This is a genomic window from Micromonospora sp. WMMD987 (assembly GCF_029581435.1).
GTDB lineage: Bacteria > Actinomycetota > Actinomycetes > Mycobacteriales > Micromonosporaceae > Micromonospora > Micromonospora rifamycinica.
On sequence record NZ_CP120861.1, the window covers coordinates 557,614 to 570,905 of the forward strand.

16 protein-coding genes are annotated in these 13,292 nt (G+C 74.0%); 7 read left to right on the forward strand and 9 right to left on the reverse strand.

Annotated elements, in window-relative coordinates; translation table 11 throughout:
* Positions 1-281 precede the first annotated feature (281 nt).
* The 3 genes from O7612_RS02510 to O7612_RS02520 form a co-directional block, all read right to left on the reverse strand.
* The gene (locus O7612_RS02510; protein WP_282270100.1) at positions 282-1,031 is read right to left on the reverse strand and encodes a ZIP family zinc transporter; all 750 of its coding nucleotides are present in this window, start codon (positions 1,029-1,031) and stop codon (positions 282-284) included.
* Positions 1,032-1,573: 542 nt separating this feature from the next.
* The gene (locus tag O7612_RS02515) at positions 1,574-2,782 is read right to left on the reverse strand and encodes a GNAT family N-acetyltransferase (protein ID WP_282270102.1); all 1,209 of its coding nucleotides are present in this window, start codon (positions 2,780-2,782) and stop codon (positions 1,574-1,576) included.
* Positions 2,783-2,832: 50 nt separating this feature from the next.
* Positions 2,833-3,552: a protein phosphatase 2C domain-containing protein gene (locus tag O7612_RS02520; protein WP_282270104.1), complete on the reverse strand. Its 720-nt coding sequence runs from the start codon at positions 3,550-3,552 to the stop codon at positions 2,833-2,835.
* Between the two features lie 63 nt (positions 3,553-3,615).
* Here O7612_RS02520 and O7612_RS02525 point away from each other — a divergent pair, with 63 nt between their 5' ends.
* Positions 3,616-4,647, forward strand: coding sequence for an AAA family ATPase (locus O7612_RS02525; RefSeq protein WP_282270105.1), 1,032 nt, complete (start codon positions 3,616-3,618; stop codon positions 4,645-4,647).
* On the opposite strand, the gene O7612_RS02530 is transcribed toward O7612_RS02525, so the two are convergent.
* The gene (locus O7612_RS02530; protein WP_282270107.1) at positions 4,632-5,198 is read right to left on the reverse strand and encodes a helix-turn-helix domain-containing protein; all 567 of its coding nucleotides are present in this window, start codon (positions 5,196-5,198) and stop codon (positions 4,632-4,634) included. The genes O7612_RS02525 and O7612_RS02530 overlap by 16 nt on opposite strands.
* Positions 5,199-5,367: 169 nt before the next feature.
* Between O7612_RS02530 and O7612_RS02535 the strand changes: the two genes are divergently transcribed.
* The gene (locus O7612_RS02535) at positions 5,368-6,774 is read left to right on the forward strand and encodes a benzoate/H(+) symporter BenE family transporter (RefSeq protein ID WP_282270109.1); all 1,407 of its coding nucleotides are present in this window, start codon (positions 5,368-5,370) and stop codon (positions 6,772-6,774) included.
* Here O7612_RS02535 and O7612_RS02540 read toward each other — a convergent pair.
* From O7612_RS02540 to O7612_RS02555, 4 genes are all read right to left on the reverse strand, one after another.
* Positions 6,757-7,116: a hypothetical protein gene (locus O7612_RS02540; protein ID WP_282270111.1), complete on the reverse strand. Its 360-nt coding sequence runs from the start codon at positions 7,114-7,116 to the stop codon at positions 6,757-6,759. The genes O7612_RS02535 and O7612_RS02540 overlap by 18 nt on opposite strands.
* Before the next feature lie 44 nt (positions 7,117-7,160).
* The gene (locus tag O7612_RS02545; protein WP_282270113.1) at positions 7,161-7,409 is read right to left on the reverse strand and encodes a hypothetical protein; all 249 of its coding nucleotides are present in this window, start codon (positions 7,407-7,409) and stop codon (positions 7,161-7,163) included.
* Positions 7,410-7,488: 79 nt separating this feature from the next.
* A complete protein-coding gene (gene mscL / locus O7612_RS02550) occupies positions 7,489-7,959 on the reverse strand; it encodes a large conductance mechanosensitive channel protein MscL (protein WP_067310153.1) in 471 nt (156 codons plus the stop codon).
* Positions 7,960-8,000: 41 nt separating this feature from the next.
* Entirely contained in the window at positions 8,001-8,687 is a 687-nt protein-coding gene (locus tag O7612_RS02555; protein WP_282270114.1) for a FadR/GntR family transcriptional regulator, read from the reverse strand.
* A 220-nt stretch (positions 8,688-8,907) separates the two neighbouring features.
* Between O7612_RS02555 and O7612_RS02560 the strand changes: the two genes are divergently transcribed.
* On the forward strand, positions 8,908-10,062 hold the full coding sequence (locus O7612_RS02560; protein WP_282273769.1) for an MFS transporter: 1,155 nt from the start codon (positions 8,908-8,910) through the stop codon (positions 10,060-10,062).
* Between the two features lie 9 nt (positions 10,063-10,071).
* Here the strand turns inward: O7612_RS02560 and O7612_RS02565 are convergent, their stop codons facing one another.
* Positions 10,072-10,428, reverse strand: coding sequence for an STAS domain-containing protein (locus O7612_RS02565; RefSeq protein WP_067310147.1), 357 nt, complete (start codon positions 10,426-10,428; stop codon positions 10,072-10,074).
* A 158-nt stretch (positions 10,429-10,586) separates the two neighbouring features.
* Between O7612_RS02565 and O7612_RS02570 the strand changes: the two genes are divergently transcribed.
* From O7612_RS02570 to O7612_RS02585, 4 genes are read left to right on the forward strand one after another with little or no spacing between them, the layout of a single operon-like run.
* On the forward strand, positions 10,587-11,447 hold the full coding sequence (locus O7612_RS02570) for an STAS domain-containing protein (protein WP_282270115.1): 861 nt from the start codon (positions 10,587-10,589) through the stop codon (positions 11,445-11,447).
* Complete coding sequence (locus O7612_RS02575; RefSeq protein WP_282270116.1) at positions 11,447-11,866, forward strand: STAS domain-containing protein; 420 nt, start codon at positions 11,447-11,449, stop codon at positions 11,864-11,866. Before O7612_RS02570 ends, O7612_RS02575 begins: the two co-directional genes overlap by 1 nt.
* A complete protein-coding gene (locus tag O7612_RS02580; protein ID WP_282270117.1) occupies positions 11,863-12,279 on the forward strand; it encodes an ATP-binding protein in 417 nt (138 codons plus the stop codon). The genes O7612_RS02575 and O7612_RS02580 overlap by 4 nt, the downstream gene beginning before the upstream one ends.
* Positions 12,276-13,292, forward strand: a complete 1,017-nt coding sequence (locus O7612_RS02585; protein ID WP_282270119.1) for a SpoIIE family protein phosphatase — start codon at positions 12,276-12,278, stop codon at positions 13,290-13,292. The genes O7612_RS02580 and O7612_RS02585 overlap by 4 nt, the downstream gene beginning before the upstream one ends.

The following is a 13,292-nucleotide window of genomic DNA, read 5'->3' on the forward strand; positions in this document are numbered from 1 at the left end:
CTCGTGCGCGCCTGGCTCGTGCGCGTCCGGCTCGATCACGCTGGATCCTGGTTGTAGTGGCATCCGCGGGGACGGAGACCACTACAACCAGGATCGAGCACGATCTTTCCTTGCGGGGACGCGGGGCAGGGGAGGGACACGGTACGCGGGTGTGGACTGGGTGTGAGGCGGGATGTGAGTGAGGTGGGGGTGTGGGTCGGTTGGGGTTGTGGGTGAGGTGGGGGTGTGGGTCGGGTGGGGATGTGAGTGAGGTGGGGGTGTAGGTCGGAGAAGGGTGGTGGTCAGGCGTGGGAGAGGGCGAACGCGGTGAGGAACCCGAGCACGGTGATCAGGCCGACCAGCAGGTGGGCGTCCTCGAACGCCTCCGGGACCATGGTGTCGGTGATCATCGCGAGGATCGCCCCGGCGGCCAGCGCGGTGATGGTGGCCAGCACCTCCGGCGGCGCACCGCCCAGCAGGGTGTGACCGAGCAGCGCGGCCAGCCCGCTGACCAGGGTGATCGCCGTCCACAGTGTGAAGACGTAGCGGCGGGAGCGGCCGGCCCGGCGCATCCCGGCGGCGCTCGACAGCCCCTCCGGCACGTTGCTGAGGAAGACCGCGACCACGGTGACCAGGCTCACCGGGCCGCCGGTCAGCAGGCTCGCGCCGATCACCACCGACTCGGGTACGCCATCCAGCAGCGCGCCCACCGCGATGGCCGACCCGGAGCCCGGTTGCTCCTGTTCGGAGGGTTGTTCCCCGCCGGACCGCTTCCGGTGCCGGGCACCCCGTCGGGCGAGGAGCAGGTTCGCCCCGGTGTACGCCAACGCCCCACCCGTCGCCCCGAGCGCGGTCGGCAGCAGCCCGCCCTGTTCGTGCGCCTCGGCGATCAGCTCGAACGACACCGCGGAGAGCAGCACCCCCGCCCCGAACGCCATGATCGACGCGACGACCCTGCGGGGCACCCGGGCGAAGAACCCGACGGCCGCCCCGAGCAGCAGGGCGGAACCGGCCAACAGGCCCCACGCCCCGGCTTGTAACCACTCCGGCATTCCGGGGAGGGTACCCAGCACCGGGCCGCGCCAACCGGCCCCGGCCCCGGCCCACCGCCGACGTCCGGCCGGGCCGACTACTGTCCGCGCCGGCTGGCCACGCGCTGTCCGCGCCGGCTTCCGTCCGCGCTGTCCGCGCCCAGTTCCGTCCGCGCTGTCCGCGCTGTCTGGGCCGGCCGTCGGTGCTGTTCGCGTCGACTTCTGTCCGCGCCGGCTTCTGTCCGCGCTGTCCGCGCTGTCTGGGCCGGCCGTCGGTGCTGTTCGCGTCGACTTCTGTCCGTGCCGGCTTCTGTCCGCGCTGTCCGCGCTGTCTGGGCCGGCCGTCGGTGCTGTTCGCGTCGACTTCTGTCCGCGCCGGCTTCCGTCCGCGCTGTTCGCGCCGACTTCTGTTCGTGCCGGCTTCTGTCCGCGCCGGCTGACCACGTGCTGTCCGCGCCGGCTTCCGTTCGTGCTGTCCGCGCCGGCTTCCGACCGGGCCGGGTGCCCGGTGACAGCCGACCGTGCCGGTTTCCGGCCGCGTCGGGTGGCCGGTGCTGGCCCGGTCAGAAGTCGGCGAACAGGTAGGGCAGCGCCCGGGGGAAGAGGCTCCGCAGCTCGGCCGCCGCCTCCGGGCCGACCTCGCCCAGCCCTCGCAGGTGCACCTCGGCCGGGTCGAGCACCCCGTAGACCAGCGCGGACAGCCCGGCGGCGGTGAGCGTGGCCGTGGGCGTCCGGCTCGCACCGGCCCCCTCCGACCGGCCGCCCGCGGTCGACTCCAGCCGGCCGGCGGTGCCGTCGAACAGGTGGGTGCCGCCCAGCCAGCGGTCGTCGACGAGGTTCACCCGGACCCGGCCGGGGCCGACCGGCAACCCGACGAGGGCGTCCATGCTCAGCAGCCGGGCCATCGGCGCCGACGAGCCGGGCCGGGCCACCCGGGCCTCCACGTGCACGGCCAGATCGGTCAGCCACAGTTCGGGCAGTTCGTCGGCCGGGATCCGGAGGCTGATCCGCTCCACCTGGTCGACGTGCCGGGCGAGGAACTGCAACAGCAGGGCGCGGGCGTACGGGTCGGCGGCGAGCAGGTCGTCCCCGACCAGCTCGCCACCGTGGTCGTCGATCCGGTACGTGAGCGCCCCGACCACGCTGCCGTCGATCGTCGCGGTGATCAGCCAGCGGTCGTCGCGGTCCCGCAGGCCGACGTCCCGGAAGTCGGGGAAGATCGAGAACCCGTGCCGCTCCCGCAGACACCGTTCGGTGAACGACCGGTAGCGGGCGTACCCGGTGCCGATCGACTCCCAGTCCACCGTGCCGGGCAGCTCGCTGCGCAGCAGCGGGGCCAGGTCGGCCGGGGAGAACCGGACGGTACGCGCCCGGGGCAGCCCCACGTAGCCGAAGCGCTCGTAGAAACTGGCCCGGAACGGGTACAGCGCGCTCACCGGGTGCGCGCCGTCGCGCATCTCGTCGAGGAGCTGGCACAGCAGGGCGCGGACGTATCCCTGCCGACGGGCCAACGGGTGGGTGGCGATGCCGGCCACCCCGGCCATCGGCAGCACCGCGCCGCGCAGGTTCTGCCGCATCGGCACCGCGCTGGCGGTGGCCCGCGCCTCGCCGCCCTCCTCGACCACCAGCGTCCGGTTGCCCTTGTTGTACGGCAGGTAGCGGTGGAAGGCGTCGCCCCGCTCCCGGCTCAGCGGGGTCGCCTCGAAGGCGTACGCCTGGAGCGGGAAGCTGGTGGTCAGTCGTTCCTCGGCTGCCAGGCGACGGATGAGCATCTGTCCATCCCAACCTGACCGGCGGTCCGCCGCAACCTGGTCGGCCCGGTTCAGCCCTCGGTCACGTCGGAGACGACCACGGTGACGTTGTCCGGTGCGCCGGCCTGGTGGGCCAGTTTCACCAGCTGCTCGCCGCAGTGCTGACGGTCCTGGTAGCCGATCAGCGCACCGTGGATCGCCGTGTCGGCCACGTAGTCGGAGAGCCCGTCGCTGCACAGCAGCACCCGGTCCCCGGAGAACACGGTCAGCACGCCGATCGCGGGGGGCGCGTCCGCGCCCTGCACGGCCCGGGTCACCAGGGACCGCTGCGGGTGGTGGCGGGCCTGGTCGGGGGAGAGCGCGCCCTGGTCGACCAGCGCCTGGACGAAGGTGTCGTCCCGGGTGAGCTGGGTCAGTTCACCGTCGCGCAGCAGATAGCAGCGGGAGTCGCCGACCTGGGCCAGGACCAGGGTGTCCCCGGCGAGCAGGGCGGCGGTCAGCGTCGTACCCATGCCCTCGCGGGCCGGGTCGGCGGAGATGGCGGCCCGGATGCGGCGGTTGGCGGTGGAGACGACGGCCCGCAACGCCTCGGCGGCCTCGTCGGTGCCGGTGGGCGGGACCAGCTCGTCCAGGATACGGATGACGATCTCGCTGGCCACCTCACCGGCGGGGAGCCCGCCCATGCCGTCCGCCACCGCGACCAGGCGTTCACCGGCGAGGGCGGAGTCCTCGTTGTTGGTGCGGACCAGGCCGACGTCGTTGATGATGGCCGAGCGGAGGATCAGCGTCATACGACCAGCTTGCCGGATACACCCTCCCTCCGTCTCTACGCACTAGTACGTAGGGTGGGAGAAATGATCCCGGTGTCGATGGTGGGTCGCGTCGGAGAGCTGGCGGAGCTCGACCGGGCGTGGTCCACCGTGGCCGGAAAGGGCCGGCCGTCGCCGGCCGTCACGGTGATCACCGGGGCCGCCGGGGTGGGCAAGAGTCTGCTGGTGGCGGCGGCTGTCGAAGGGCTCCACCCCCGACCGGCGGTGGTCCTCACCGGCACGGCGCGGGTGCACGATCCGGCCCCTTACGACTGGCTGGCGGCGGTGCTCAGCGGTCGTGACGTCGGCGCGCTCGACCTGCCGTCCGACGCGCTGGCCTGGCTGGCCCAGCAGCCGACCGCGCCGCGCGAGCGCTACGCCCCCGGCACCCTGCTCCGGCTCGCCGTGCGGACCGTCCGGTTGCTGGTGGGGACCGGTCCTGCCGTGCTGGTGGTGGAGGATCTGCACGACCTCGACCCGGCCAGCCTCAACCTGGTCGTCGAGCTGGCCACCGCGCCGCGCCTGCCGGCGCTGCTGGTGGTGGCGAGCCGCCCGCCGGCCGACGCGGTCGCGCCGGAACTCACCCGCCGCGTCCTGGCCCGGCTGTGCGGGGTACGCGGCGCGGTGCGCCAGCACCTCGGCCCGCTCGGCGTCGCCGAGGTGGCCGAGATCCTCACCCAGGTGTACGGCGGCAGCAGGCCCCCGGCCGGGGTGTGCGCCGCCGTCCGGCAACGTACCGGCGGCAACCCGTACGCGCTCACCGAGTTGCTGGCCGAGCACGCGGGACAGGGCCTGGCGGCGTTGGTCGGGGAGCCGTCGCCGGAGCACCCGCGGCTGCCGACGCCCCGGGGCGCGCTGCCCGACGTCGAGCTGACCGGCCGGGAGGTGGACGTGCTCGGGTGCCTGGTCGCCGGGATGTCCAACAAGCAGGTCGCGCGGGCGCTGGGCATCTCGGTCCGGACGGTGACCGTGCACGTGTCGAACCTGCTGCGCAAGACCGGCTCGGCGTCGCGGACCGAGGCGGCGCTCTGGGCGGTGCAGCACCGGGTGCCCGACGCGGGTCAGCTCCGGGGGTAGCGCACCAGCAGGCTGGCTGCCACCTCCTCGTCGCCGAGGGCGGCGTAGCCGTGCGGGACGTCGGAGGTCCAGCGGAGGTGGCCGCCGGCGGCGGCGGTCTGCGGGGCGTCGACCGGGCCGGCGCGTAGCACCCCGGCGAAGACGGTGACGTGTTCGGTGACGCCGGGGTGGTGGGCGGGGGAGATCTGCTCCCCGCCGGGGCGGACCCGCAGCCGGTACAGCTCGTAGCTGGCCTCGGTGTCGGTGAACGACTCGAGCAGGGTGGCGACGACCGTCGCCCCCCGGACGGTCGGGGCGTCGGCGGGCCCGGCGAGCACGGCCGCCAACGGCACGCCGAGCTGGGCGGTGATCGCGTAGAGCGTCTCCAGGGTGGGGTTGCGGGTGCCGTTCTCCAGGGCGGAGACGGTGGCCTTGCCGACCTTGGCGGCACGGGCCAGCGCGGAGAGCGAGACCCCGCGCTCGGTACGCAGCGCGCGGAGCCGCCGGCCGACCGCCCCGGCGTCGGCGTCGGCGTCGAGCGCGGGACGGCGGGCTGGGCGGGGCCGGGTCATGCCGCTATGGTGCTACACGGCCGCCGTTCCGTAAACGGAACGCGGGTCGACACGGCCGGGTGCGCCCGGGGTGGCCACGCCGGCCCGTCTGTCGCCGGCCGGTCGGTCCGCGGGTCGCCGGCCGGCCCCGCGGGTCGTCGGCCGGCGCGGGACGCGAGGGGAGGATCGGGTGGGGGATCGGCTGCAACCGGTGCTGGCCGGGGTGGTGACCGCCGTGGTCGGCTTCGCCAGCTCGTTCACCGTGGTGCTGGCCGGGCTGCGAGCGGTCGGCGCCAGCGAGGCGCAGGCCGCCTCCGGGCTGCTCACGGTGAGCGTCGCCGCCGGCATCTGCGCGACCTGGCTCGGGTTACGGCACCGGATGCCGATCTCCATCGCCTGGTCCACGCCGGGGGCGGCGCTGCTGGTCGCCACCGGTCCGGTCGCCGGCGGCTGGCCGGCAGCGGTGGGGGCCTTCCTGCTGTGCGGGCTGCTCATCGTCGCCGCCGGCCTCTTCCCCGCCCTGGGCCGGGCGGTGGCCGCCATCCCCGCACCGGTGGCGGCGGCGATGCTGGCCGGAGTGTTGCTGCCGCTGTGCACCGCCCCGGTACGCGCGCTGGTCGAGGTGCCGGCGTTGGCCGCGCCGGTGATCGTCACCTGGTTGGTGCTGCACCGGTTCGCCCGCCGCTGGGCGGTGCCGGCCGCGCTGGTGGCGGCAACGGTGGCGATCGCCCTGACCACCTCGGGGGTGGGGCTGGGCGTCGCCGACCTGCGGCCGGTGGTGTCGCCGACCGTGCCGACGTTCACCCTGCCCGCGCTGATCGGCCTGGCGGTGCCGCTGTTCCTGGTCACCATGGCCGCCCAGAACGTGCCCGGCACGGCGGTGCTGCGTGGCTACGGCTACCGGCCGCCGCTCGCCCCCGCACTGCGCGCCACCGGGCTGGCCACCGCGCTCGGTGCCGCCACCGGCGGGCACGCGGTCAACCTCGCCGCGATCACCGCCGCCCTCGCCGCCGGCCCGGACGCCCACCCCGATCCGGACCGGCGCTGGATCGCCTCGGTGACCGCCGGCATCGGCCTGGCGCTGCTCGGGCTCGGCGCGGGCGCGGCGACCACGCTGGTGCTGCTCTCCCCGCCGGTGCTCATCGAGGCGGTCGCCGGGCTCGCACTGCTCGGCGCGTTGGCCGGTGCCCTCTCCTCGGCCCTCACCCCTGCCCCGCAGCCCGCCCCGGCCGCCTCGGTCGCCCCCGACGCCGCTGCCAATGCCAATGCCGCCCCCGACGCCGCTGCCGCTCCCGACGCCGCTCCCGACGCCGCTGCCGCTCCCGACGCCGCTCCCGACGCCGCTGCCGCTCCCGGCCCTGCTGCCGCCCCCGCTGCCGCTCCCGGCCCTGCTGCCGCTGCCGCTCCGGCTGCCGATCCCGATGCCCGGAGCCGGGAGGCCGCGGTGGTCACCTTCGTGGTCACCGCCTCGGGGGTGAGCCTGCTCGGCGTGGGCGGAGCGTTCTGGGGACTGCTCGCCGGCTGGCTGATGCTGCTGCTCTTCCGCCCCCGCCGGCCCGCCCCTGACCGCAGGGGCGGGTCACTCCTCCGGCGGTAGATCGCCGACGGGGACGCTGAGGCGTACCTGGTCGTCGGTGACCGTGGCGATCTGGTCGGCCAGCACGTACACCGCGCCGGTGCGGGCCAGGCCGGTGGAGACCTTCAGGTAGCCGGTCCGCAGCAGCCGGGCGGCCAGGTCGGCCGGGACGTCGGGCTCCTCGACGGCCACCGACTCGATCAGCTCGTCCAGGCTGCCGCCGGGGTCGGCGGTCGCCGCCTGCACGGTCACCGCGTTGGGATCGCCCCGCTGGACCAGGTCGACGGTGCCGATCTCGACCCCCACCATGTCGACCACCCGCATGCCGGTGGTGATCCGCGAGAGGACCGCCTGCTCTGCCATGCCCTGCTGCTCCATCCCCGGGCGGTTCCCTGCCCCACCCACCGCTAAACCGGCGGGCCCCAGGCGCTGGGCGGTCGCGGGGACAGCTCCCGCCAGGTGTCCGCCCCCTCCAGCAGGGCGCGGACGGTCTCCTCGGCCTCGTCGGCGCTGCCGTACTCGTAGAACTGGGAGACGCCCTCCGCGCCGCCGGCCCGCTGCTCGACGTGCCACCGGTCGGCGTCGACCCGGAGGAACACGTCCCGTCGGGCCAGTCGTCCCCATTTGCCGTTCCACCAGTGCCTACGCTGCTCCATGGCCGGACTCTATCGAACATGTGTACGACAGGAGTCGGCCCCCGCGAGAATTCCGCGGGGGCCGATGTGCGTCGGTCGGTCAGCGCGTGGCGGGCGGCTCCGGGTGGCGGCCCAGCACGTCGTCGAGCGCGCCGCGCTGCCCCGGGGTGGCGTGGCCGCCGGCCAGCAGCGCGTCGCGGATCTCGGTGAGCAGCTTGACCTCCTCGCTCGGCGCGGCCGGCGGCGGCTCCTCGCCCCGCTTGCGCCGCTCGGCGAGCCGGTTCATCGGGTAGACGACCAGGAAGTACAGCGCCGCCGCCGTCAGCGCGAAGGTGATCGCCGCGTTGACGAAGGCCACCCAGTCGAACGGGACGCCCCGGAACGTCGGCGTGGAGCCGCTGAGGCCGTTCTTGTTGCCGGTGATCAGCACGATCATGACCCGGACCAGTGGTTCGAGGAACGACTTGGTCAGCTGGGTGACCACGCCCGTGAACGCGGCACCGATGACGACACCGACCGCCAGGTCGACGACGTTGCCGCGCATGATGAAGTCTTTGAAGCCCTTGAGCATCCCGCTACTCCCGTGCTGTTCGGTTCTCCGTCGGGGACAACCTATGCCCCGGACGGGGGCTCCAGAAAAGCACCGGCCTCGATCGCCGCCCGTCCCGGATCGCCGTCCCGGATCGCCGCCACCAGTCGGCCGTGGTCGACGTACCGCTGGGGTAGCAGGGTGTCGCCGATGGCGTGCGCGACGGTGCTGCGCAGGGCCGCGCCGACCGAGGCGTACAGCTCGGCCAGCATGCCGTTGTGGGCGGCGGCGACCACCGCCGTGTGCAGCGCGACGTCCGCCTCCACGAACTCGCCGACCCGGCCCGACCGCCAGGCGGCCTCCCGGGCGGCGAGCGCGCCGTCGAGCGCCACCAGGTCCTCCGGGGTACGCCGCAGCGCGGCCAACCGGGCCGCCTCGACCTCGAATGCCCGGCGGACCTCGACCACCTCGGCCATCCGGTCGTCGGTGAGTCGGCGGGCCACCACCGGGGCCAGCTCGTCGGTCGACACCACGTACGTCCCGGAGCCCTGCCGGCACTCCAGGACCCCGGCGTGCACCAGCGCCCGGACGGCCTCGCGGACGGTGTTCCGCCCCACCCCGAGCGCCGTCACCAGCTGCGGCTCGGTGGGGATCCGCCCGCCGACCGGCCACTCGCCGCCGAGGATCCGGCTCCGGAGCTGCTCGATGGTCTGCTGCACCCGTTGACCGCGCGGGGGCACGGCCGGGGAATCCACCGCTGGGGAATCCACTGACGGTGTCACCGGTTACACCAGCTGTCGAAATTCATCCCATGATTGTAGGTTCGAGGTCATGACCCCGCCAACCGCCAGCGTCGAGGCCACCGCCACCGGCCGGAACGACACCACCGTCGGCGCGGGCGGCACCGCCGAGCCACCCGCACCGGGCGTCCACCGGCCGACCCACCGTGCCCCGTCGCCGGTCACCGGTGGCGCGCTGGTGCTGGTCGGGATGCTGCTGGTCGCGCTCAACCTGCGGGCGGCGGTGACCAGCCTGGGTGCCCTGCTCGACGAGGTGCGCACCGGGCTCGGTCTCTCCGGCACGATGGCCGGACTCGTCACCACGCTGCCCACCATCGCGTTTGCCGGACTCGGCGCGCTCACCCCGTGGCTGATCCGCCGCTGGCCGGCGGCCCGGGTGCTGGTGGTGGCGATGCTCGCCCTCACCGTCGGTCAGGTGCTCCGGGTGGTCACCGACTCGGCGGCGGTCTTCGTGCTCACCAGCGCGCTCGCCCTGGCCGGCATCGCGGTGGCGAACATCCTGCTGCCGATGCTGGTCAAGCAGCACTTCCCGCACCGGACCGGGCTGGTCACCGGGGCGTACACGATGGCCCTGACGGCCGGCACGACGGTGGCCGCGGCCGCCGCCGTGCCGGTGGCGCACGCCTTCGGCTCCTGGCGGGCCGGGCTCGGGGTGTGGGCGGCGCTGGCGGCACTGGCCGTACTCCCGTGGGTGCCGCTGGCACTGCGGGCGCGGGCCGCCCGACGGGCCACCACCCCGGCGGCGGTCCCGTCGGTCCGCTCCCGGGTCCGACCGGCCCGCACCCGGCTCGGCTGGGCGATGGCGGTCTACTTCGGCGCGCAGTCGCTCAGCGGGTACGCCATCATGGGCTGGCTGGCCCAGCTCTTCCGGGATTCCGGCTTCCGCGCGGAGACCGCCGGACTGCTGCTCGCCGGGGTCACCGCGCTCGGCGTGCCGGTCGCCCTGCTGATGCCCACGCTGGCCGGTCGGCTGCGCACCCTGCGCCCGCTGGTGTTCGGGCTGACCGCGTTCTCGGCGGCGGCCTACCTGGGCCTGGCGTTCGCCCCCCGCGACGGGGCGGTGCTGTGGATCCTGCTGCTCGCCTTCGGCCAGGGCGCGTTCCCGCTGATCCTGACCACCATCGGCCTGCGCGCCCGGACCGCCGACGGGACGGTGGCGCTGTCCGCGTTCGCGCAGAGCACCGGTTACGTGATCGCCGCGCTCGGTCCGCTGCTCGTCGGGGTGCTCTACGAGGCGACCGGCGGGTGGACGGCGCCGATGGGCTTCCTGCTCGCCGCGCTCGCGGTGCAGACGACCGCGGGCATGGTGATCGCTCGTCCCCGGTTCATCGAGGACGAGCGCTGAGGAAACCGGTCAGGACGAGGCGGGGGTGGGGTCGCCCGCGACGGCCTCGTCGACCGTCGGGTAGGTGTGCAGCACCTCGACCAGGCCGCTGACCTCGAGGATGCGCAGCACCCCGCGCTGCGGGGCGGCCAACCGGACCACGCCGCCGGCCTCGTCGCAGCTGTTCTTGGCCCGGACGAAGACCGACAACCCGGTCGAGTCGCAGAACGACACCTCGGCCAGGTCGAACACCAGCCGGCTGCGACCCTTGTCGAGCAGGTCGGTGATCTGGTCCTGGAGCTGCGGTGCGGTCGCCATGTCGAGTTCGCCCGCGACCGACACGACGACGACGTCGCCGCGCTGTTCCGTGTGCACCGTCAGGGACATTCAGACCTCCTGTTATTGGTGAAACGGTATCCCACGAACGGCGGGACACGCCGGACGGGAGCGCTTCCGGTGGGACCGGTCATTCCTTTGCCGCGGGGCAACTACCGGCTCTGCCTCCGGTGATAGAGTCCGGCCGGTCCAGCTCACAGGAGGTAACCATGGCGTTGACCGCAGACGGAGGCGACCGACTCGTCGAGCTGCTGACCGGGCACGGTGAGCGGGTGGTTCAGCGGTGGACGGAGATCGTCACCGCCTCCCTGCGCGGCCGGCTCAGCCAGGCCGAGCTGCGCCTCCAGGTGCAGGAGCTGCACGCTAGCATGATCAATGCCGGCGGCGTCGGCCTGGCGGACCTCCAGTCACCCGGCGCGGGTGAGCTGCGGGCCGTGCTCGCCGAGCTGTCCCGCAGCCGGGCCCGGCAGAGCTTCACCGCCACCGAGACCGCGGTCAGCATCTACGCCCTCAAGGACGTCCTGGTCGAGCTGGCCGAGACCGACGGCGTGGAACTCTCGCTGCGGGACGTCATCGACTTCACCGGCCTGGTCGACCGGATGGGGCTGCTCACCTTCGAGACCTACGTGCAGACCCGCGAGGGCCTGATCGCCGACCAGGCCGAGCAGCTCCTCGAACTCTCCACGCCGGTGGTGAAGATCTGGGACGGCGTGGTCGCCGTGCCGCTGGTGGGCACCCTCGACTCGGCCCGCGCCCAGGTGGTGATGGAACGGCTGCTCCAGACCCTGGTCGACACCGGTTCGCCGTACGCCATCATCGACATCACCGGGGTGCCGGCGGTGGACACCCAGGTGGCCCAGCACATCCTCAAGACGGTGGTGGCCGCCCGGCTGATGGGGGCCGACTGCATCATCTCCGGCATCCGTCCGCAGATCGCCCAGACCATCGTCGCGCTCGGCATCGAGTTCGGCGACATCGCCACCAAGGCGAGCCTGGCCGACGCCCTGCGGCACGTGCTGCGGCTGACCGGGGTGGAGGCGTCCCGCCGCCACCGCAGCCGGGAGGCGTGATGGAGCGGGTGCCGATCCTGAAGATCGGCGACATCCTGCTGGTCTCCATCCAGATCGACATGTCCGACCAGACGGCGGTCACCCTCCAGGAGGACCTGGCCGAGCGGATCGTGGCGACCGGCTGCCACGGCGTCATCATCGACATCACCGCGCTGGACATCGTCGACTCCTTCGTCGGCCGGATGCTCTCCACCATCGCCTCGATCTCCAGGGTGCTCGACGCCGAGACGGTGGTCGTCGGGATGCGTCCCGCGGTCGCCATCACCCTGGTCGAGCTGGGCCTGTCGCTCAACGGCATCCGTACCGCACTGAACGTGGAGCGGGGCATGGAGCTGATCGCGGCGTCCCGCGACGATGACCTCGGGTACGACGACGACCCCGAGGACGTGGAGTCCGGGACGGCGGCGACATCGCCATGACCGCGGGCGTCGACCTGGGTCCGCAGACCCAGGCGATCACCAGTGACGAGGACGTCGTCCGGGTCCGTCAGCTGGTGCGTACCGTGGCGGTGGCGGTCCGGCTCTCCCTGGTCGACCAGACGAAGCTGGTCACCGCCGCGAGTGAGCTGGCCCGCAACACCCTCATCTACGGCGGTGGCGGCACCGCCGAGGTGACCGTGGTCGAGGACGGCCGGCGGCGGGGCGTACGGATCCTCTTCGCCGACTCCGGGCCGGGCATCGCCGACCTGGGCCTCGCCCTCACCGACGGGTACACCACCGGTGGTGGCATGGGCCTCGGCCTCAGCGGTTCCCGTCGACTGGTCGACGACTTCGACATCCAGACCGCCCCCGGCGAGGGCACCCGGATCACCGTCACCAAGTGGTCCCGATGAGCTACGACGTGGTGCCGGACGCGGGCCACTGGTACCGGCTGGAGAACGGCAGCGCGGCCAGTGCCGTCCGCCGCGCGGCGGAACGCCTCGGCGGCCAGCTCTGCCTCGGTGAGAACCGGGTCGGGGAACTGGCCATCATCGCCGCGGAGCTGACCAGCAACCTGGTGAAGCACGCCCAGGAGGGCGTCCTGCTGCTGCGCCCCGTGCGCGTCGGCGACGTCGCCGGGGTGGAACTGGTCGCGATCGACTCCGGCCCCGGGATGGCCGACCTGACGGTCTCCTCCCGGGACGGTCACTCCACCACCGGCACCCTGGGCATCGGCCTCGGCGCGATCACCCGGCAGGCGAGCTGGTACGACGCCTGGTCCCGGCCGGGGCGCGGCACCGTGTTCGCCGTGCAGGTGTGGGCCAGGGACGCGCGGGTGACCCCGGCCTGGGCGGCGGGGCTGACCCGGCCGATCACCGGCGAGCAGGTCAGTGGGGACAGCCACGCCGTGCGCAGCGGGCAGGGCCGGCACCAGGTGCTGGTCTGCGACGGACTGGGGCACGGGCCGTTGGCCAACGCCGCCGCCGAGGCGGCCGTCGCCGCCTTCCGGGCCGCCCCGGACGGGCCGCCCGCCACCGTCGTGACGCACCTGCACCGCGCCATGTCGCACACCCGGGGGGCCGCGGTGGCGGTGGCGGAGCTGGACCCGGCGGCGGGCCTGCTGCGCTACGCCGGCCTGGGCAACATCACCGGGACGGTGCTGGCCCCCGACGGCACCCGGCGGGGAATGGTGTCGCTGCCCGGCATCGCCGGCCACCAACGCCCGACGGTCCGTGGGTACGACTACCCGTTCCCGCCCGGCGCGCTCCTGGTGATGCAGAGCGACGGCGTGGTGGACCGGTGGCGGTCCGACGACTACCCGGGGCTGACCGGGCGGGCGCCGATCGTCGTCGCGGCGACCCTGCTGCGGGACGCCGGGATCCGTCGGGACGACGCCTGCGTGCTGGTCGCGAGAGCGCCGTCGTGA